Source organism: Bacillus cereus group sp. BfR-BA-01523 (assembly GCF_022662615.1).
Classification (GTDB): Bacteria; Bacillota; Bacilli; order Bacillales; family Bacillaceae_G; genus Bacillus_A; species Bacillus_A mycoides.
This window is the reverse complement of the sequence record NZ_JAKUDX010000001.1, coordinates 251,579-270,961: the sequence shown is the minus strand read 5'-3', so window position 1 is coordinate 270,961 and position 19,383 is coordinate 251,579. Positions and strand designations below refer to the sequence as shown.

Below are 19,383 nucleotides of genomic sequence, written 5' to 3'. Positions count from 1 at the left end.
GTTCAATAACCGTTAATATAGTCCACTTTATTTTAAACAATTCAATGAAGTAATAGGAGGAATGATATTGAGAACCTATACATTTTGGATTATAATTTTTGTTTTTTGTATAGCGGGCTACTTTTTGGATCGATTTTTAAGAAAAAAATTGAATATGCCAAAGAGTGGGTTTTGGGGATATAATAAATATGTAAATAGCTTACATAAAAAATTGGAAATAGGACTGCTTTTTGTTTATTTAATAATTAGTTTTATTTACATCTTTAAATTCGAAAGCACTAATATTTGGTTTATCATTTTCACTTATTTAGGGGTTACGTGGATCCTAAGGACATGGATGGAATGGAAGTATGATAGAGAATCGAAAGAATATATTTTTTCGATAATTGGATTATTTGCATTTATTTTTATGACTTCGATGCTATTTTACTTCGTTCCACCTGCTGCATAATAAAATGATTATTGATGGTACAAATAATGAGATAACTAATTAATAAGAAACCATTCATCTATACATGAATGGTTTCTTATTATGTGTACGAAGTTCGGTCTTCGCAATTTAATCATTTATTTTAGCCAATATGGATTTAATGAAATTTGTTTTATCCTCTGCATATTTATGCTTATCATTTGGGTTAGCTGTTGAAAGTTGAATCTTTAACTGTTCATACTGCATACGAGAAGTTTTATTGTCTATTAAGTAATCTCTGAATTTTAATTGTTCTATTAAATATGGATTCCCTTGCTCATACATATGAATTTGATGAGTTCTTGGCTCACCTTTATTGAAATAATACCTTTCGGGTAATACATCTTTTCTATATTTATAATTTAATTGTTCTAGGTTTGTAATACATTTTAGACCACTTTTGGAATCTCTTAATTCAATCGCAATATCAATAATAGGTTTTGCGCTTAAATGCGGGATGGAAGTACTTCCGATATGGTGTATCGCTAAAATATATTTTCCAATGTGTTCCTCAATTAATTGTTTTTCTTTTGAAAACTCAAATTCCCACTCTTCGGACCACGGAACTAAAAACACTTTACCATAGGGTAAACCTAGCATTTAATTAGCACCCCTTACATATTTTTTCAATAAAGTTACTTACATTTTCTTAAAGCTCCTCAATACAAGAAACTCCCACAATCTCCAAGGAAGAACCTTCTTCGCAAAGATCATAAATTTTACACCTTTCCCAATTGGGTATCGTAATGTAGTACGCCTTGCTTCAGCAATTTCTACGATTTTATTTGCAACATCCATCGGATTACCAAGTGTATCGTTGCCATTGTTTATGTGCTTTTGTATTTTATCCATATATTCTTTGTAAGGAGAGGTTGTATCAGATTGGTTTTCAGCTAATTGTTTACCAACTTCCCATATGTTCGTGTTATAAGAACCTGGTTCAAGTAAGGCAACGTCTATTCCGAAAGGTTTTACTTCTAAGCGAAGGGATTCACTCCAGCCTTCTAATGCATATTTTGAAGAAACGTAAGGGGATAAACCAGGGAATCCGACTTGGCCGCTAATGCTGCTTATATTAATGATTTTTCCGCTTTTCTGTTCTCTCATATATGGTAAGGCAAGCTGAGTGATTGATATAGCTCCAAAAAGGTTCGTTTCAAATTGTTTACGGTATTCCTCTACTGGAATTTCTTCTACAAAGCCCCCAGTTGCATAGCCTGCATTATTAATGAGAAGGTCTACTCTGTTTATTTCTTTTAAAAATAATTGGAAGTTATGTATAGAACCTTGATCTGTTACATCTAATTGTTGAACTTTTATATTTTGTTGTAAGTGGAGTTTAGTAGCTTGAGATATTAAGTCTACTTGTTTTTCAAGATTTCGCATTGTAGCAATGACAAAATAGTCTTTTTTTGCAAGTTCAAGTGTCGTTAAAAGTCCGAATCCACTTGATGCCCCTGTAATAATCGCGATTTTTGTATTCATTGTTCGCTCGCTTTCTTTTTCTTTTATCATAACGAGTTATAAAGAGAAAATCTATTTATTGTATAAAGATATTTGATATAATTGAAAATAATTATCAATTAAATTTTGGTTTTTACATAAAAGGAGTGTGGGTTTCATGGAGACTAACGGTTTTCATGATATTTTTCATAAATATTTTTATGGTTTACAAGTTGTAGAGGAAAGACATATGAATGTTCCAAAAACAATAGGTATGGGTGAAATACGAAGATGGACTTCATTTTCAGGTATGGAAATTGTGTTATCAAATTATCAATTTCATAATAACCATCGCATTCAGTTTGCATCGGACGCAGCAATGGTGGAGCTTAATTTTTGTTTACAAGGGTTCGGAGAAGTGCAAGTTGGTCATTCTTCGTATGAATTAATGACTGGAAATAGCTATTTATATTTTATGAATGATTTTGATGTAGTATTTGAATATGAAAAAGAAACGCCTCTATATTCATTAGCGATTGGGATTCCTGTACAATTGTTTAATCATTTCATGATGAATAATGCTATTGAAAAAAGTCTTGATTTTCATTCTATATTAGGAAATCAACCTTTTAAAAAGTTTCAAAATCCAATTGATTCTATAACATCTAATCTTATTAAGAGAATGATAGAGTATCCCCAAAAGGATCGTATTAATCAACTAGAAATAGAAAGTAAAGCGCTCGAATTGCTTTCTATACATTTTGGGAGAGTGTTGCTTAATGATTGTGACGCAAATAAAAGGAGTCAATTATCAAAACAGGATTTGAATAAAATAAAACAGGCTGAAGAAATTTTACTTCAACGAATGGAATCACCCCCATCATTATTAGAATTAGCTAAAATAGTAGAGTTAAATGATTATAAATTAAAAATTGGGTTTAAAGAATTATTTGGGATGTCCACATTTGCATATTTACGAGAAAAGCGTATGGAACATGCGATAGAGTTACTGCGTTCGGGAAATAGTAATGTGACCGAAACGGCATTTGCAGTTGGATACAATAATGTCAGTCATTTTTCAGAGTTATTTCGTAAAAAGTATGGAATGAATCCATCAGAACTTTTACGTATTTATTAACGTAAAACAGGAATAATCCGCTATACCGTAAATTCCTCCGTCATTTGGTAGTTGCTTTTTGTAATGGTCATTATAATTACAAACAACATCCAATTGGAAATAACTTTTTATGGAGGAATTTAAATGAAAGAACGGAATGAAAGTCATTTTTGGATATTTGTATTAACAGGAATGTTTCTTATTATAACAACGACGGGTTTTGCACGTATGGCATATGGAATTATATTACCGTTTATGCAAGAAGGACTCCATTTATCTACAGCTCAAGCAGGTATGTTAGGAACTATACTCTTTTTAGGGTATTTATTAACAGTCGGAACATCTGGAATACTTACTATCCGTTTTGGAGCAAAATCAGTTTTATTAATAGGGAGTTGGCTCGTCGTTATAAGTTTAATAGGATTATCATTTGTTCCTTCAGTTTGGATAGCTGCTATTTTTATGCTATGTTCTGGAGCTGGAAGTGCTCTTGTATATATACCACTCATGTCAATAACAGTAGGATGGTTTCCAGAAAAAAGAGGAACTGCAATGGGGCTGTTATTAAGTGGTGCTGGCATAGGCATGCTATTTAGTGGAATAATCGTTCCTTATATAGTACGTACATTTCCAGAGTATAGTTGGCGTGGTTCATGGCTTTTGTTTGGCGTTATTACATGTATTGTTGTATTCGTTGCCTCAATTGTTTTGAAAAATCCAGAAGTTACTGAAGATGAGGGGGAAAGGAATAATAAGTCGTTTTTATGGAAAACGAAAGAGTTATACATCATTGCATGGATGTATTTTATTGTGGGCGTTGTTTATTTAATTCCAAATTTATATCAAACTAGTTTTATGATTAATAATGGTATTTCGGCATCAATTTCGGGAACTGTTTATGCGATTGCAGGAATGTTTTCAATCGTAGGAGCTCCTGTCTGGGGATTGATTTCGGATCGGATTGGTATAAAGAAGACGTTATGTATTGCACTTTTATTAGCTGTAATAGGTGATATGATTCCAATTATATTTGGACATACCATTGGCTTTATCATGTCGGCAATTATTTGGGGTTCCAGCCTCGGAGGTATCCTTTTATTAATTCAAGTTGCTGCTTCAAAGCAAGTATCTCCGAAATATGTCTCAATGGCAATTAGTTTTATATCCGTTTTCTATGCAGTTGGTCAAATGATTGGACCAGGACTTGCAGGATGGATTATCGGGGAAAGTGGATATACAACAGCTTATGGATTAGGTGCTTTCGGTTTCTTTATGTGCATATGTTTGGGATTAAGGCTAAAAAGAGGGGATCTGGCAAACTCAGCGTATATAGAGAAGTGAGTATTGTCTTGAAATGAATCTTTTTAATGGGGGGAAGCAAAGTGTTCCATGTTAAAGACGTATTAGCAGATCAGTTATTAGCAAATGCGAATGATCCCAGTTGGTATATTCCATTTTCAGATGCAGTTAAGGATTTATCTGAGAGAGAAGCTTTCTGGAAACCGAATGAAGAGTGTAATAGTATAGCTGAAATTGTACAACATTTACTGTATTGGAATACGACGTGGCAAACTAGGTACAAAGAATCAAATGTTAATGCTGTGCCTGCTATTGGTGATAATAACAAAAGTTTTATGCTTTCAGATAATCAAACATTTGAAGAGTTAAGAGAAAAACTATTAGAGAAACTGTTACAATGGCAAAGTCTCATAAATGAAGACAAGGTTGAAAGTGATGTAATTGGATTTCCTGTATCTGCGAAGTGGTGGGAAGTATTAGCTAATGTAACGACTCATAACGCGTATCACATTGGTCAAATTATTTACATTCGGAAATTACAGAAGAGTTTTGATAATGAATAAGATAATAATTCTCAAATTAGGTGAACAAAAGTGGACAAAACGAGACAGATGTCTCATTTTGTCCACTTTTTTATTATGAAAGAAAAGAGAAAACCTATTAAATCAGGGATTAGAATTTGGCACAGTACTTGCAATATAAAAGATGAACAAGAAAATAGGAGGGCTGGACATGTTAAAAACAACTGAAAGTAAAGGGAATGAAATTACGAAAGAACAAGCTCGTTGGATGTATGAAAAAATGTTAGAGATTCGTAAGTTTGAAGACAAGGTGCATGAATTGTTCGCGCAAGGCGTTCTGCCAGGTTTCGTTCATTTATACGCTGGTGAAGAAGCAGTAGCAGTTGGTGTATGTGCCCACTTAACAGATAGTGACAATATTACAAGTACGCATAGAGGTCACGGCCATTGTATCGCAAAAGGTTGTGATTTAAATGGCATGATGGCCGAACTTTTTGGGAAAGCGACAGGGTTATGTAAAGGTAAAGGTGGTTCAATGCATATTGCCGATTTAGATAAAGGAATGCTTGGTGCAAATGGGATTGTAGGCGGAGGTTTTCCACTTGCTTGCGGTTCAGCATTAACAGCTAAATATAAAGGAACGAAAGATGTAAGTGTTTGCTTCTTCGGTGACGGAGCAAATAATGAAGGAACATTCCATGAAGGGGTTAATTTAGCAGCGATTTGGAAGTTACCAGTTATTTTTATCGCAGAAAATAACGGTTACGGTGAAGCAACAACATTTGAATATGCTTCTAGTTGTAACTCTATTGCTGATCGTGCAAAAGCATATAACATTCCGGGTGTTCAAGTAGATGGAAAAGATCTATTAGCAGTATATAAAGCGGCGGAAGAGGCTGTTGAGCGTGCACGTAATGGCGGTGGCCCAACTTTAATTGAATGCATGACATATCGTAATTACGGTCATTTTGAAGGAGAAGCACAAACGTATAAAACAGCGGAAGAAAAAGAAGAACATTTAAATGAAAAAGATGCGATTGTGCATTTCCGCAAGCATTTAATTCATGAAGCTTTATTAACGGAATCCGAACTTGTGGATATGGAAAAGGCAGTAGATGAAGCAGTACATAAATCAATTGAATTTAGTGAAAACAGTCCATATCCAGAGGATGAAGAATTATTAAAAGATGTATACGTTTCTTACAAATAAGAGGAGGGTGAAAAATAATGACTAGAACAGTAAGTATGTCAACTGCAATTAATGAAGCGATGAAAATATCAATGCGTCGTGATGAAAATGTAATTTTAATCGGAGAAGATGTTGCAGGCGGTGCACAAGTGGATCACTTGCAAGATGATGAAGCATGGGGCGGTGTACTCGGTGTTACGAAAGGACTTGTACAAGAATTTGGTCGAAATCGTATTTTAGATACTCCAATTTCAGAAGCGGGTTATATGGGAGCGGCGATGGCAGCTGCTGCAACAGGTTTACGCCCGATAGCTGAATTAATGTTTAATGATTTTATCGGTAGTTGTCTTGATCAAGTATTAAACCAAGGTGCAAAGTTCCGCTATATGTTCGGTGGAAAAGCGAAAGTGCCAGTTACAGTACGTACGATGCACGGTGCTGGATTTAGCGCAGCGGCACAGCATTCACAAAGTTTATATGCGTTATTTACGAGCATTCCAGGTATAAAAGTTGTCGTTCCTTCCACTCCTTATGACGCAAAAGGCTTATTATTAGCGGCAATTGAAGATGACGATCCAGTAATCTTCTTTGAAGATAAAACACTTTACAATATGAAAGGCGAAGTACCAGAAGGGTACTATACAATTCCTTTAGGAAAAGCAGATATTAAACGTGAAGGTTCTGATGTAACAATCGTTGCAATTGGAAAACAAGTTCATACAGCACTTGCGGCTGCAAAGCAATTATCGGAAAAAGGACTCGAAGTAGAAGTAATCGATCCACGTTCTTTATCACCGCTGGATGAAGATACGATTTTAGCATCTGTTGAAAAAACGAATCGCCTAATTGTTATTGACGAAGCAAATCCAAGATGTAGTATCGCAACAGATATTGCGGCAATTGTAGCGGATAAAGGATTCGATTTGTTAGATGCACCTATTAAACGAATTACAGCGCCACATACACCAGTTCCGTTTTCGCCACCACTTGAAAAGTTATATTTACCAACGCCGGAGAAAGTAATTGAAACTGTATCAGAAATGATCGGAGACCAATCTTTATTACGTGTGTAATGAAACGATGAGAAGGGAGAGAGAAACATGGCTGTAGAAGTTGTAATGCCGAAGTTAGGTATGGCGATGAAAGAAGGTATTATTACGAGCTGGAATATTAAAGCAGGTGATAATGTAGAAAAAGGTGAACTAATTGCTAGTATTAACTCGGAAAAAATCGAAACTGAAATAGAAGCACCAGCTGATGGAACTGTTCTTGATATAGCTGTAAGTGAAGATGAGGGAGTGCCGCCGGGTACTGTAATTTGCTACATCGGTAAACCGGACGAAAAAATAGAAGTCTATGAAAGTACAAATGTTGTAGAAGAAAAAATACCTAATCCAGAACCTAAAAATATACAACATCCAGAACCATATGCGAAAGAAATAGCAAATCAAAGAATCAAAATTTCACCTGTTGCGAAGAAAATTGCAAAGTCTGAAAATTTGGATATCAAGGCATTAGTTGGTACAGGTCCTGGAGGAAGAATTACAAAGGTAGATGTGTTAAAGGTGCTTGAAGAAAGAGTGCCGATTCCAGAAGTACTTGAACAAGAAGAAAGTAAAGTCATTCCTGTTACTGGTATGCGGAAGGCAATTGCGAACCGTATGCATGCAAGCTTACAAAATAGTGCGCAATTAACATTAACGATGAAAGTAGATGTTACAGATTTAGTTGCTTTACATAAAGAAATAGCGGAAGTTGTACAAAAACGATACGATAACAAACTAACTATTACTGATTTTGTTTCTCGTGCTGTTGTATTAGCGCTTAAAGAGCATAAAGAAATGAACAGCGCGTATATAAATGATGCCATTCATCAATTTGAACATGTTCATTTAGGTATGGCAGTCGCGTTAGAAAAAGGATTAGTCGTTCCAGCTATTCGCTTTGCTAATAATCTATCTTTAGTAGAGTTATCTAAAGAGATTAAAAATGTGGCACAAAAGGCACGAGCAGGCAGTTTAAGTAGTGATGATATGCAAGGGACAACATTTACAATTAGTAATTTAGGTAGCTTCGGGATTGAATATTTCACACCAGTATTAAATACACCTGAAACTGGTATTTTAGGTGTAGGTGCAATTGAACATGTTCCTGTATATAAAGGGAAAAAATTAAGGAAAGGAAGTATGTTACCTTTAAGTTTAACATTCGATCATCGTGTATTAGATGGTGCACCAGCAGCTGCATTTTTACGCACAATTAAAAGTTATTTAGAAGAGCCTGTAACAATTCTTTTATAAAGAGAAGGTGAGAAAATGAGTAATTTAGTTGTTATTGGGGGCGGACCTGCTGGTTATGTAGCGGCAATTACCGCGGCTCAAAATGGAAAAGATGTCACTCTTATTGATGAAGCTGATTTTGGCGGGACTTGTTTAAATGTCGGTTGTATGCCTACGAAATCATTGTTAGAAAGTGCGGAAGTATACGATATTGTTAATCATGCGAATCGTTTTGGAGTATTAGTAGATAAGCAGAATATATCAATTGATTGGAAACAAATACAGACGAGAAAATCACAAATCGTAACGCAGCTCGTCCAAGGAATCCAATATTTAATGAAGAAAAATAAAATAAAAGTTATACAAGGTAAAGCGAAATTTGAAACGGATCACCGTATGCGAGTTACACACGGTGATAAAGAAGAGGTAGTACATGGAGAACAGTTCATTATAGCGGCAGGATCAGAACCAACTGAATTACCTTTTGTTCCATTTGATGGGAAGTGGATTTTAAATAGTAGTCATGCAATGTCCCTAGAAAATATACCAAAATCATTATTAATCGTTGGTGGTGGTGTAATAGGTTGCGAGTTTGCAAGCATTTATAGTCGTCTTGGAACAAAAGTTACGATTGTTGAAATGGCATCGCAATTATTACCTGGTGAAGATGAAGATATCGCACAAATTTTAAGGGAGAAACTAGAAAATGATGGCGTAAAAATATTTACAGGAGCGGCTTTAAAAGGATTAAATAATTATAAGAAGCAGGCTTCATTTGAATATGAAGGAAGTATCCAAGAAGCCAACCCGGAATTCATTCTCGTTTCTGTAGGTCGAAAACCACGTGTACAAGAATTAGCTTTAGAAAAAGCAGGCATTCAATTTTCAAATAAAGGAATTTCTGTGAATGAACATATGCAAACAAACAGATCACATATTTACGCAGCGGGTGATGTGATTGGTGGAATACAGCTTGCTCACGTTGCCTTCCATGAAGGAACGACAGCGGCATTACACGCGAGCGGAGAAGATGTGAAAGTAACCTATCATGCTGTACCTCGCTGTATTTATACAGCTCCAGAAATTGCTAGTGTCGGTTTAACAGAAAAAGGAGCAAGAGAGCAATACGGTGACATCCTCATCGGAGAATTCGCATTTACAGCGAACGGAAAAGCGCTTATTATTGGAGAACAAATGGGGAAAGTAAAAGTTATTGTGGAACCTAAATATCAAGAAATTGTAGGGATTTCTATTATCGGTCCTCGTGCAACCGAACTAATCGGACAAGGAACGGTGATGATTCATACAGAAGTTACAGCTGATATAATGCGAGATTATATTGCAGCGCATCCCACTTTATCTGAAGCGATTCATGAGGCATTATTGCAGGCAGTAGGACATGCTGTACATGCTTGAAGGTAAAAAGACCAGTCTAATAGGACTGGTCTTTTTAGTAAATAATATTTAAGTAGCAATATGTATAAAAAGATACTAGAAAAATCACTATACTCTCATGTTTTTTTAATCGATGAGAGTATAGTGATTTTGAAACTTCTTCACTTATTTAATTGAAATGCGCTGTTACTATTTAATTTCAATAGCTGAAGTTATATCGTTCCAATCTGCAGCTAAATTAGCAGTTTGACCATACCAATCAGAGTGTCTAAAGGAGACACCTTTTCCATATCCTTGAGTTGAAGAATGTTCCCATAGTGTTGTTGAATAACTTGCAGAAGGTGAAGCTGTACTTACAGAAGAAATTCTGTCGTTCCAGCTAGAAGGTAGGTTTTTAAAGCCACTGCTCCAATAAATATACTGTCCACCTTTATTTTGATGCTCATAAAAATCGGTACTACCAGCACCACTACCTAAAGGGTTAATTTGATTTTTAAGTGCCTTTTTATCCTTTTCAATAAAAGCATTCAATGTTTCTCTGCTAGTAAAGCCATAAGCTAACCAATCTCCATTTTCATTTTGCTTAGGTAGTACCATAGTAATTTGGATGTCTTTTTTTGATTGATCGCTTAATTTTGTGAATGAATTAACATTCTTTTCATCAACTTTTAAATAATCAAATGATTTAATTGTATTATCTTTTTCTGCAGCACTTACTACTCCTAATCCTCCAGTTAATGCAAAACCTGCTACTAATGTCCCTGCTACTAATTTCTTCAACATATAACCATCCCTTTTTGTTTAGATTTTTGTACAGGTAAAACTTGTACATGTAAAATGTATTCTAATTTCAAATTTTTGTAAATATTCTGAAGTTTTAGAAATAATAGGCGGAATATTTACATTTTTGCATTTATTCTTTAGAAAAAATAGCTATTGGAATGATATAATAAATAGATATATTGCTTTTGTTGGATGTTGAAATGTTTTAGGAGGAAAGCCATTGAAGTATTTCAATAAAGATTGGTATAAAGAAATGCAAGTATCTGGATTTTTAATTTTCTCAGAAACATTAGAAGAATGGGAAGAGATTTTGCGAGAGAGCGAAAAGGTAGGAATGGATTATAAGAAAAGTTTGAGAGAAGACATGGAAGAAAAGAAAGAAGATTTATTAAAGTTTCTACCTAAGTCACTACATCCATACATTCATGACAATACAATTAAGTCAGAATACCCATCAGAAAAGTTAAAGAAACTTATGCTTGATTGGACAGAAGATTATGAGAAAAGAATGAATGATTTAGAACAAGCTTATATAGATAATTATAATGCTATAAAAGAAAAGCTCACGCAGAATGTCGTTCAACTACATGAATACTCACTACATGACAGTGTAGTCAAATCAGTAGAGAGAAGATCAAAAGATACGCTAATTATAACTTTAGATTGCAGTGGTACTTTCAGTGAATTTGACAAACTGGAAGTAACTTTTACAGGCGTAACGAAATGTTCTATTCTGGAAAATTTTGAAGGTGCTTGGTGGTTATTTCATGAAATAGATCTTACTAATGAAGGTTTCGAATTGGGTGTTTTATTTGATTGCCCATTTGAAGAAGTGACGATTTGTGCAAAAGATATATTGTTTGAGAAAGGTAACTAGTAAACTTTATAACTTTACAAACAAAAAAACAGTCTTATATGACTGTTTTTTATTTAGATGCTAAATTATCAAGTTTCCAATATGTATCTGTTAACGGCGCAGCTTTGCTATCTATGTATAAATACATATTATTTAAATCTTTTGGAGAAGTTTTCATATTAAATACAATATCGGTAGTTAAAGAAAACTCAGATGGAACCTTTTTAGCATTTTCATTTTGTATAAATTCACCTTCGTATTTTTCACCCGTTTTTTCATCTTTTATGAAATATTTTATTTCTGAAAGATCTATCGTTTGTCCGTCAGCACGAGCATTATTTATAGTAACGCGAGCTGTGAGACGCCACTCTTTGTCTATTTTATCGAATTTTGCATTTTCAACAGTCGCTCTATAGTATTCGTTTTTAAATATTTCCCCATAGTGCATTGCATTCTTTTCAAAAGAGCTCTTTTCTTGTTTTGGTGCAGTATTTCCACTACATCCTGCCATTATTCCTGTAAATAATAATGCTGTACAAGTTACTTTAATTATAGATTTCATAGTAATCCCTTTCTGTATTAAAAAGTAAAATATAGGAATAATTTTACATCAATAGGAAGGTAAATGGAAGTATATTTGTGGAATATACAAATATACATTTATTTCATTTTCAAGTTAATGGGATAAAAATAGAGAGAAAAACTGTATAAAGCTGAAGAAATAAGAATTTAAAATATTGTAAAACAGAAAAAACATGCATATAATTGAATGAGAAGAGTTAAATTTCTGAATCTTCAATAAGGGTGGTGATAACATGTTCACTGAAGAGCGTAGAGAGAAAATTTTAGAGTTACTTAAGAGAGATGGAAGAGTAATCGCAAAGGATCTTGCGGAAAGTTTTGATATGTCTATTGATTCTATAAGAAGAGATTTGTCTATTATGGAGAAGGATGGTTTATTAAAAAGAACGCACGGAGGTGCAGTTGAACTTACGCGAGTGAGAAACTTAGCTGCCGAACCATCGAAACGTTATCGTGATAGTTCAATAGATGAAGATGCGATTGCGAAAGTTGCTGTATCCTACATACAAGAAGGAGATTCCGTTTTTATTGGCGGGGCTTCCATTCATTATGCCATGTTAAAGTATTTACCTGAAACATCATTTACAGTTATTACGAATGCTTTAGAAATTGCTAGTAAGTTACGGGAATATAAGAACATTGATACGTACTTAATTGGTGGAAAAGTGAAACCATCAGGAAATATGACAGATACACTGGCCTCTGAATTGATAAGTAGATTCTCTATTGATCTTTATTTCTCTACAGGTGGCGGTATTTCATTGAATGGTATAAGTACTGCGACACCGGAAGTTGCTTATTTTGGAAAAACAGTAAGTAAAATTGCTAGAAGCAATATTTGTTTAGCTCCTCATAATAAACTTGGAATAGACTGCTTTATAAAAGGAGAGTCACTGATAGAAATTGACCTTATAATAACAGATGAAGGGGCTAGTAAAGAAACGATTCAACAATTTGAGAAACAAGGTAAAGAAATTGTAATAGCGTCAATAGACCTCATTTAAAAGGAGTTTGAAATGATTATAAAAAGACAAGAGTTTCATATAAATGGATTAACTTATACAGTTCGTTCTGCAGCTGAAACGGATGCTGAGCAGTTATCAGAAATTAGAGTTCAGATCGATGGCGAAACTGAAAATATGGATAGAGAAGCTGGAGAGGGGTTTATTGATAAGATAGGGTTTCAAAAAATAGTAAAAACAGATAGTGAAGAGATGAAGAATCTTTTTTTAGTTGTAGAAGTGCACAACCGAATCGTAGGATTTTCGAGATGTGAAGGATCAAATTTGAAGAGATTATCTCATAAAGTAGAGTTTGGTGTTTGTATTTTAAGAGAGTTTTGGGGATATGGAATGGGTAAGAGTCTATTGCAACAATCTATTCAGTGGGCTGATGAAAATGAAGTGAAAAAGATATCATTGCAAGTGTTAGAGACAAATGAAAAAGCCATCCAACTTTATAAAAAATTAGGTTTGGAGGTAGAAGGTATTCTAAAAAATGATAAAAAACTGTCAGATGGTAAGTATTATAATACGGTAGTAATGGGAAGGTTTACTGATACTTTTCATAAAAGAGGTGAAGAAGTATGTTTTACAGAAGGAAATACTATGTAGTAAAAAATGAATTCATAGAAATATTTAATGATCATTTCAATGATACTAATTTACCTAATCAAATAAAATATGGTTCTCGTTTAATAGGGCGCTGGATGAAAGATAATAATGATGGTACGACTGAAGTATTTGCAATTTGGGAATATGATAGTTATGAACAGTATAAAGAAATTGAATCAAAAATTAGAAGCGACAAGATACATGTTAAAAGAATACACGATTGGTATGAAAAACATGGCGGGAAAGAATATGTTTTACAGGAGTACATATTAGAGTTAAAAAATGAAGAGTTAGTATGTACTGTAAAGTGATAGAGGGGTGGGGAATAATGGGAATTAAAACAAAATTATATTTTAGTTTAGCATCTACCATTTTATTTGCAATAGCGGTGATAGTTTTCTTTATAAACGGAAATCCACAAAAGTGGTTTTGGTTATGTATTTTCTTTGCGTCCATTATACAAAATATAGTTCTACTAAAAAAGAATAAAGAAGTTCATTAAGATATTCAAATTATCAACATATTTGTGTCATCTTTCTAGTTGTATTGAAAACGCTTTTATTCAGTTTTATAATAAAAGTATGTTTTATAAATCTCCAAAACAATTAATAGGGGAGATGATACAATGTTAGCTTCACCGTTTTACTTACATACATGGAAAAAGTTTGTTGATGAAGGAGTCCTTGATTCGAACCGTATAAACGAAAGAATTTCAGAGTCATGGCATCGATGTAAACAAGCAAATGTGAATCCTCATATGAATAAAGGTCAGAAAATTTTGTCTTCTGATATTTTTCAGGATCAAAAGAAAAAGAGTGAAATCTTCCTTGATATAGCAATACCTCAAATACAAAATATGAGAAAAACCATTGATGAACTGCAAATGATGGCATTATTAATTGATCCAGATGGTTATGTTCTATCATTAAGTGGAAATCAGCAAACGTTGAAACGAGCGAAACATATTAATTTTATTGAAGGTGTGAAATGGACGGAAGCAGCTGTTGGTACAAATGCGATAGGAACAGCGTTACAGATTGAAGAGGCTATTATGATAAGTGGTACAGAGCATTATTCTGTCGCATCTCATAGCTGGAGCTGTGCGGCCTCTCCGATTCATAATGATGACGGGAAATTAATTGGTGTTCTAGATTTCTCTTGTCCAATTGAGTTTTCACATCCATATATGCTCGGAATGGTAACTTCGATCGCGCATGCGATTGAACGTGAATGTAGTATTCGAGTACATCAAAATGAACTGCATTTAATCCATCGTTTTTTAGATGTAATTGACAGTGATGAACAAGTTGTTATTTGTAACCATCGTGATGTTATCGTTTCTGCGAGCAAGAGGGTTCGTGAACGAGTATGTAATTGGTCACGAATGAAACTTGAAGATTTAATGCACAATGGATTGAAACCTAAATTAGAGGTACCGGTATATAGTAATGATAGAATGATCGGGAAATGTATTTACTTAAAGGAAAATAAAAAAGAAAATTTATTTTCTACTTACCCGTTTATAAACGGAATTACTTTCCCTGGAGTTATTGGGACAAGCAGCGTATTTCAACATACTTTAGAAGAAATTAAGCTTGTTTCACCAACTGACGCTAGTGTATATGTATGTGGTGAAACAGGTGTAGGGAAAGAATATGTAGCGAGAGCGATTCATGAAAATAGTCCAAGAAAAAACGGTCCTTTTATAGCTGTTAACTGCGGTTCATTACCGAAAGAATTAATGGAAAGTGAATTATTCGGTTATGCTGAAGGTGCATTTACAGGTGCGCGGCGCCAAGGATATAAAGGGAAATTCGAACAAGCAGACGGAGGAACAATATTTTTAGATGAAATTGGTGAAGTGCCGCCAGAGATGCAAGTGGCATTATTGCGTGTTTTGCAAGAACGAACAGTAACCCCAATTGGTAGTTCAAAAGAGGTACCAGTAAATATTCGTATTATTACTGCGACACATAAAGATTTACTACGATTAGTAGAAGAAGGGAAATTCCGTCAAGATTTATATTATCGTTTACATGTTTATCCGCTATATGTTCCGTCGTTAATAGAAAGAAAAGAGGATATTCCGTACTTCATACAACATTTTTGTGAACGAAAGGATTGGAATGTTGTATTTCCAAACAGTATTTGTAATCAATTTTTACAGCATACATGGCCCGGAAATATTCGAGAATTATTAAATGTATTAGAACGCATATACATTTTGTCGCAAGGACGGGAAATATGCGAAAAACAAATCTCTTTTTTATTACAAACAATGATTGGAAATCAACATCAACTTGAATTGCAAGCAGAAAATAAAACGGAGCATACATTAAATTCCCGTGAAAAAATACAGCGTGATAGCATGATTGAAGCGCTAGAAAAGACGAACGGAAATGTTTCATTAGCTGCAAAACTATTAGATGTGCCACGCAGTACGTTTTATAAACGTATGCAAAAATTCAGGCTATAAAAGTAGATTTTTGTAATCTACTTTTTCTTTATGGGCTCACGTTCTGTCGGAATGTGCGCTTGCCAGGGAAATAATAGAATAATTAGAAAGAAGATTTCCTGAAGGGGGTTAGCATGTGAAGTATATTGAAATTGGAATCGGGAATAGGTGGTTCATTCGAACGGAAACCGAAAATAAAGATGGAACTGAATTCGAGGAACGAGGAATTATTAAACCTATTTATTTTGAGTCTTTATATGTACGGATTTGGTTTCGGAAAACGTGTTTTATTTTTGATACGAAAGAGGGCTTTAAGAAAGTAAGAAAAAGTAGAGCTGAGTATAAGTTTATTGTTGGAATGGTGAGTAGGTTAAAACAATAGAATCACACAGGGGGGTGTTTTTATGATTAGAATTATCACATTCATACTCGCTTTTATTATAATGGGCTATTCTATTTACAGTTGGAATGATGATTCGAAGCAAAGTATGCTCATTTTACAATTACTTTTAGGTTTTATGCTTGCCGGTATGGGGATACAAAACGTTAAGAAGGATGAAAAAAAGAATAAGAATATGGGACTTTTGCTATTACTTACATCACTTTTTTGTATTATTGTATCGTTAATAAAATATTTTAAATAAACCGTTACTAAGCATATTGAGTAACGGTTTATTGAGGTTATAATGTGCTATTTATATAACCCCGTCGTATACATTACCGTTAAAGTATGTACAATTTCTTCTAATTCTAGTTCTTTATCATTTTGCACGATTGTCCAAAGAAACGTTTCATTCATAGAGAACCAGCCGCATGCGACAATCTCTTTATTTAACTCAGTTCGTACTAATTCATTTTCCTGGGAATGAGTAATGTCTTGTATAATCCGTGTTACAAAGCGTTCGCGAATCTCATCCCATTTTTGACGTATTTCTTTTGAGGTTCTTATTGCTTCTTCAACAACTTGTAATATAGCTCTTTCTTCTTGTGCTAACTGTAAAAAAGCGCGTACTTGATTCTGAATCATATCTCGTGCTTCAGCCTTTGTTTGAGGGGAAAAAGAGCGATCAGCAATATCATAAAAGCGATTCATAACATCTTCCATCAAAACGACGAGGAGAGCATCTTTGTTTTTAAAATATACATATGCTGTTCCATAACCAGTTTCTGCATGTTTAATAATTTGCGTGATTGTAGTTTTCTGAAATCCGTTTTTTATAAACATAGTATAACCGGAATGTAATAGTTTCTTTTTTGTTTCTAAGGAGCGGTGTTTTCTTGTTGAAAGAGTAGAATTTTTCAAGGAATCACCTCTTTATACTGAAATATCTGAAAATATAATTGTATTGTAAAAGAAGTTTGTATATAAAGTCAACTGACATAATATCATTGACGTTATATCAATTTAAGTGATATATTTCAATTAGTTAGAATAAAAAGAAAATTAAAAGAAGGTGACACCATGTATAAAGAACCATTTCAACCAACTTATGCGTATGCGCTTGAATGTGATAAACATGATGAACTGAAAGATTTTCAATCTGAATTTTATAAAAAAGAAGGAACAATATATTTAGATGGTAACTCTTTAGGGTTGCTTTCAAAAAGAGCAGAGAAATCGTTACTTACCTTGCTAGATTCATGGAAAGAGTTTGGGATTGATGGATGGACTGAAGGTGAGCATCCATGGTTTTTCCTTTCGGAGAAATTGGGTGAATTGACAGCACCTCTTATTGGATCTTTACCGGAAGAAACGATTGTAACCGGTTCCACGACTGCGAATATACATCAAGTTATTGCGACGTTTTATGAGCCAAAAGGAATACGAACAAAAATTCTTGCGGATGAATTAACTTTTCCGTCAGATATTTATGCACTTCAGAGTCAAATTCGTTTAAAAGGCTTAGATCCAGATGAACATTTAGTACGAGTGAAAAGCCGAGATGGAAGAACACTTTCTGAAGATGATATTATTCATGCGATGACCGATGATATCGCTTTAATATTATTGCCTTCTGTACTATATAGGAGTGGACAAATTCTTGATATGAAGCGATTAACAGCTGAAGCTCATAAACGTGGTATTCATATCGGTTTTGATTTATGTCATTCAATCGGCTCCATTCCGCATCATTTTAAAGAGTGGGATGTAGATTTCGCTATATGGTGTAATTATAAATATTTAAATGCAGGTCCTGGTGGTGTTGCAGGCCTTTATGTAAATAATAAACACTTTAATAGACTCCCAGGATTATCTGGTTGGTTTAGTTCTAGAAAAGATAAGCAATTTGATATGGAGCATTCATTAACTGCGGCTGACCATGCTGGAGCTTATCAAATAGGGACACCTCACGTATTAAGTACTGCACCATTAATCGGTTCTCTTGAAATTTTTAAAGAAGCTGGTATTGAAAAGTTACGTGAAAAATCATTACATATTACGAGATATATGCTTGATTTAATTGAACATGAATTAAAAGGCTTTGAATTTACAATTGGAAATCCATTAGAGGATGAAAAACGAGGCGGGCATATTTATTTAGAACATGCCGAGGCGGCACGTATATGTAAAGCGTTAAAAGCAAATGGGGTTATTCCAGACTTTAGAGCTCCAAATGGAGTTAGACTTGCGCCTGTTGCTTTATACAATACGTATGAGGAAGTATGGAACTCTGTACAAATCTTAAAGAACATTATGAAAAATGAAGAATATAAAAACTTTGAAAATAAGCGAGAGGTTGTGGCGTAAGCATGAAAACATCGCAGTGGATTGATATTTCACAACCGCTAAATAATGATATCGCGACATGGCCAGGGGATACACCGTTCTCGTATGAAGTTTCATGGTCAAAAGAAGACAGTGGTTCAGTAAATGTCGGAAAGTTAACGATGAGTATCCATACAGGTACTCATATTGATGCACCTTTTCATTTTGATAATGACGGTAAGAAGGTGTTGGATTTAGATATTCAAGTTTATGTTGGTCCAGCACGGATCATTGACGTTTCTAATCTTGAAAGCATCGGGAAAAAGGAATTAGAAAACTTTCATTTAGAAGGTGTAGAACGATTGTTATTACGTACATCTTCACATGGTAAAGCAAATGAATTCCCAGATGTAATCCCGCATTTACGCGCAGATATTGCAGCCTTTCTTTCTGAAAAGGGAATTCGTTTAATCGGGGTGGACGTACCATCTGTTGATCCTTTAGATGATAAAGAACTAGCAGCGCATCATCAATTATTTAAACATGGAATTCATATTTTAGAAAATGTCGTACTAGATCACGTAGTAGATGGCGATTACGAACTTATTGCATTACCACTTGCATTAACAGATGCGGATGGGAGTCCAGTTCGAGCTGTTATTAGACCAATATAAG

The 19,383-nt window shown here is 34.3% G+C and carries 22 protein-coding genes; 17 read left to right on the top strand and 5 right to left on the bottom strand.

Going from position 1 to position 19,383, the window contains the following annotated elements; all coding sequences use genetic code 11:
• Positions 1-67: 67 nt before the first annotated feature.
• A complete protein-coding gene (locus MR066_RS01305; RefSeq protein ID WP_002142055.1) occupies positions 68-451 on the top strand; it encodes a DUF4181 domain-containing protein in 384 nt (127 codons plus the stop codon).
• A 108-nt stretch (positions 452-559) separates the two neighbouring features.
• Here MR066_RS01305 and MR066_RS01300 read toward each other — a convergent pair whose 3' ends face one another.
• Positions 560-1,069, bottom strand: coding sequence for a GrpB family protein (locus MR066_RS01300; protein WP_242245700.1), 510 nt, complete (start codon positions 1,067-1,069; stop codon positions 560-562).
• 39 nt (positions 1,070-1,108) lie between these two features.
• The gene (locus MR066_RS01295; protein WP_242245698.1) at positions 1,109-1,954 is read right to left on the bottom strand and encodes an oxidoreductase; all 846 of its coding nucleotides are present in this window, start codon (positions 1,952-1,954) and stop codon (positions 1,109-1,111) included.
• A gap of 136 nt (positions 1,955-2,090) precedes the next feature.
• Here MR066_RS01295 and MR066_RS01290 point away from each other — a divergent pair, with 136 nt between their 5' ends.
• The 7 genes from MR066_RS01290 to lpdA all read left to right on the top strand — a co-directional run bounded on the left by MR066_RS01290 (position 2,091) and on the right by lpdA (position 9,733).
• Complete coding sequence (locus tag MR066_RS01290; protein WP_242245697.1) at positions 2,091-3,050, top strand: helix-turn-helix domain-containing protein; 960 nt, start codon at positions 2,091-2,093, stop codon at positions 3,048-3,050.
• Between the two features lie 123 nt (positions 3,051-3,173).
• Positions 3,174-4,370 (top strand): MFS transporter, encoded by a 1,197-nt coding sequence (locus MR066_RS01285; RefSeq protein ID WP_242245696.1) that lies wholly within the window; start codon positions 3,174-3,176, stop codon positions 4,368-4,370.
• A 41-nt stretch (positions 4,371-4,411) separates the two neighbouring features.
• Positions 4,412-4,891, top strand: a complete 480-nt coding sequence (locus tag MR066_RS01280) for a DinB family protein (protein WP_002085139.1) — start codon at positions 4,412-4,414, stop codon at positions 4,889-4,891.
• A 169-nt stretch (positions 4,892-5,060) separates the two neighbouring features.
• A complete protein-coding gene (gene acoA, locus MR066_RS01275) occupies positions 5,061-6,059 on the top strand; it encodes an acetoin:2,6-dichlorophenolindophenol oxidoreductase subunit alpha (protein ID WP_242245694.1) in 999 nt (332 codons plus the stop codon).
• Positions 6,060-6,076: 17 nt separating this feature from the next.
• The gene (gene acoB / locus MR066_RS01270; RefSeq protein WP_002085142.1) at positions 6,077-7,111 is read left to right on the top strand and encodes an acetoin:2,6-dichlorophenolindophenol oxidoreductase subunit beta; all 1,035 of its coding nucleotides are present in this window, start codon (positions 6,077-6,079) and stop codon (positions 7,109-7,111) included.
• A 27-nt stretch (positions 7,112-7,138) separates the two neighbouring features.
• Positions 7,139-8,338, top strand: a complete 1,200-nt coding sequence (locus MR066_RS01265; RefSeq protein ID WP_242245693.1) for a dihydrolipoamide acetyltransferase family protein — start codon at positions 7,139-7,141, stop codon at positions 8,336-8,338.
• A gap of 15 nt (positions 8,339-8,353) precedes the next feature.
• Complete coding sequence (lpdA, locus tag MR066_RS01260) at positions 8,354-9,733, top strand: dihydrolipoyl dehydrogenase (RefSeq protein ID WP_242245691.1); 1,380 nt, start codon at positions 8,354-8,356, stop codon at positions 9,731-9,733.
• A 168-nt stretch (positions 9,734-9,901) separates the two neighbouring features.
• Here the strand turns inward: lpdA and MR066_RS01255 are convergent, their stop codons facing one another.
• On the bottom strand, positions 9,902-10,495 hold the full coding sequence (locus MR066_RS01255) for a hypothetical protein (protein WP_000914462.1): 594 nt from the start codon (positions 10,493-10,495) through the stop codon (positions 9,902-9,904).
• Between the two features lie 220 nt (positions 10,496-10,715).
• Here MR066_RS01255 and MR066_RS01250 point away from each other — a divergent pair, with 220 nt between their 5' ends.
• A complete protein-coding gene (locus tag MR066_RS01250) occupies positions 10,716-11,372 on the top strand; it encodes a DUF4085 family protein (RefSeq protein ID WP_242245690.1) in 657 nt (218 codons plus the stop codon).
• A gap of 49 nt (positions 11,373-11,421) precedes the next feature.
• On the opposite strand, the gene MR066_RS01245 is transcribed toward MR066_RS01250, so the two are convergent.
• Positions 11,422-11,913 carry a hypothetical protein gene (locus tag MR066_RS01245; protein WP_242245689.1) on the bottom strand — a complete coding sequence of 164 codons (492 nt, stop codon included), beginning with the start codon at positions 11,911-11,913 and terminating at the stop codon, positions 11,422-11,424.
• Positions 11,914-12,166: 253 nt separating this feature from the next.
• Between MR066_RS01245 and MR066_RS01240 the strand changes: the two genes are divergently transcribed.
• From MR066_RS01240 to MR066_RS01215, 6 genes are all read left to right on the top strand, one after another.
• On the top strand, positions 12,167-12,937 hold the full coding sequence (locus tag MR066_RS01240) for a DeoR/GlpR family DNA-binding transcription regulator (RefSeq protein WP_242245688.1): 771 nt from the start codon (positions 12,167-12,169) through the stop codon (positions 12,935-12,937).
• 12 nt (positions 12,938-12,949) lie between these two features.
• Positions 12,950-13,546 carry a GNAT family N-acetyltransferase gene (locus MR066_RS01235; protein WP_215586394.1) on the top strand — a complete coding sequence of 199 codons (597 nt, stop codon included), beginning with the start codon at positions 12,950-12,952 and terminating at the stop codon, positions 13,544-13,546.
• A complete protein-coding gene (locus tag MR066_RS01230) occupies positions 13,519-13,857 on the top strand; it encodes an NIPSNAP family protein (protein ID WP_002127705.1) in 339 nt (112 codons plus the stop codon). The genes MR066_RS01235 and MR066_RS01230 overlap by 28 nt, the downstream gene beginning before the upstream one ends.
• Positions 13,858-14,171: 314 nt before the next feature.
• Positions 14,172-16,022: a sigma-54-dependent Fis family transcriptional regulator gene (locus tag MR066_RS01225; RefSeq protein WP_242245686.1), complete on the top strand. Its 1,851-nt coding sequence runs from the start codon at positions 14,172-14,174 to the stop codon at positions 16,020-16,022.
• A gap of 115 nt (positions 16,023-16,137) precedes the next feature.
• Positions 16,138-16,383: a DUF3977 family protein gene (locus MR066_RS01220; RefSeq protein WP_000873838.1), complete on the top strand. Its 246-nt coding sequence runs from the start codon at positions 16,138-16,140 to the stop codon at positions 16,381-16,383.
• A gap of 22 nt (positions 16,384-16,405) precedes the next feature.
• Complete coding sequence (locus MR066_RS01215; protein ID WP_242245684.1) at positions 16,406-16,645, top strand: DUF3953 domain-containing protein; 240 nt, start codon at positions 16,406-16,408, stop codon at positions 16,643-16,645.
• A gap of 47 nt (positions 16,646-16,692) precedes the next feature.
• On the opposite strand, the gene MR066_RS01210 is transcribed toward MR066_RS01215, so the two are convergent.
• Positions 16,693-17,304 carry a TetR/AcrR family transcriptional regulator gene (locus MR066_RS01210; RefSeq protein WP_002136674.1) on the bottom strand — a complete coding sequence of 204 codons (612 nt, stop codon included), beginning with the start codon at positions 17,302-17,304 and terminating at the stop codon, positions 16,693-16,695.
• 159 nt (positions 17,305-17,463) lie between these two features.
• On the opposite strand from MR066_RS01210, the gene kynU reads away from it, so the two are divergent.
• Entirely contained in the window at positions 17,464-18,750 is a 1,287-nt protein-coding gene (kynU, locus tag MR066_RS01205) for a kynureninase (protein WP_242245683.1), read from the top strand.
• 2 nt (positions 18,751-18,752) lie between these two features.
• On the top strand, positions 18,753-19,382 hold the full coding sequence (kynB, locus tag MR066_RS01200) for an arylformamidase (RefSeq protein ID WP_002032714.1): 630 nt from the start codon (positions 18,753-18,755) through the stop codon (positions 19,380-19,382).
• The last annotated feature ends 1 nt before the right edge of the window (position 19,383 follow it).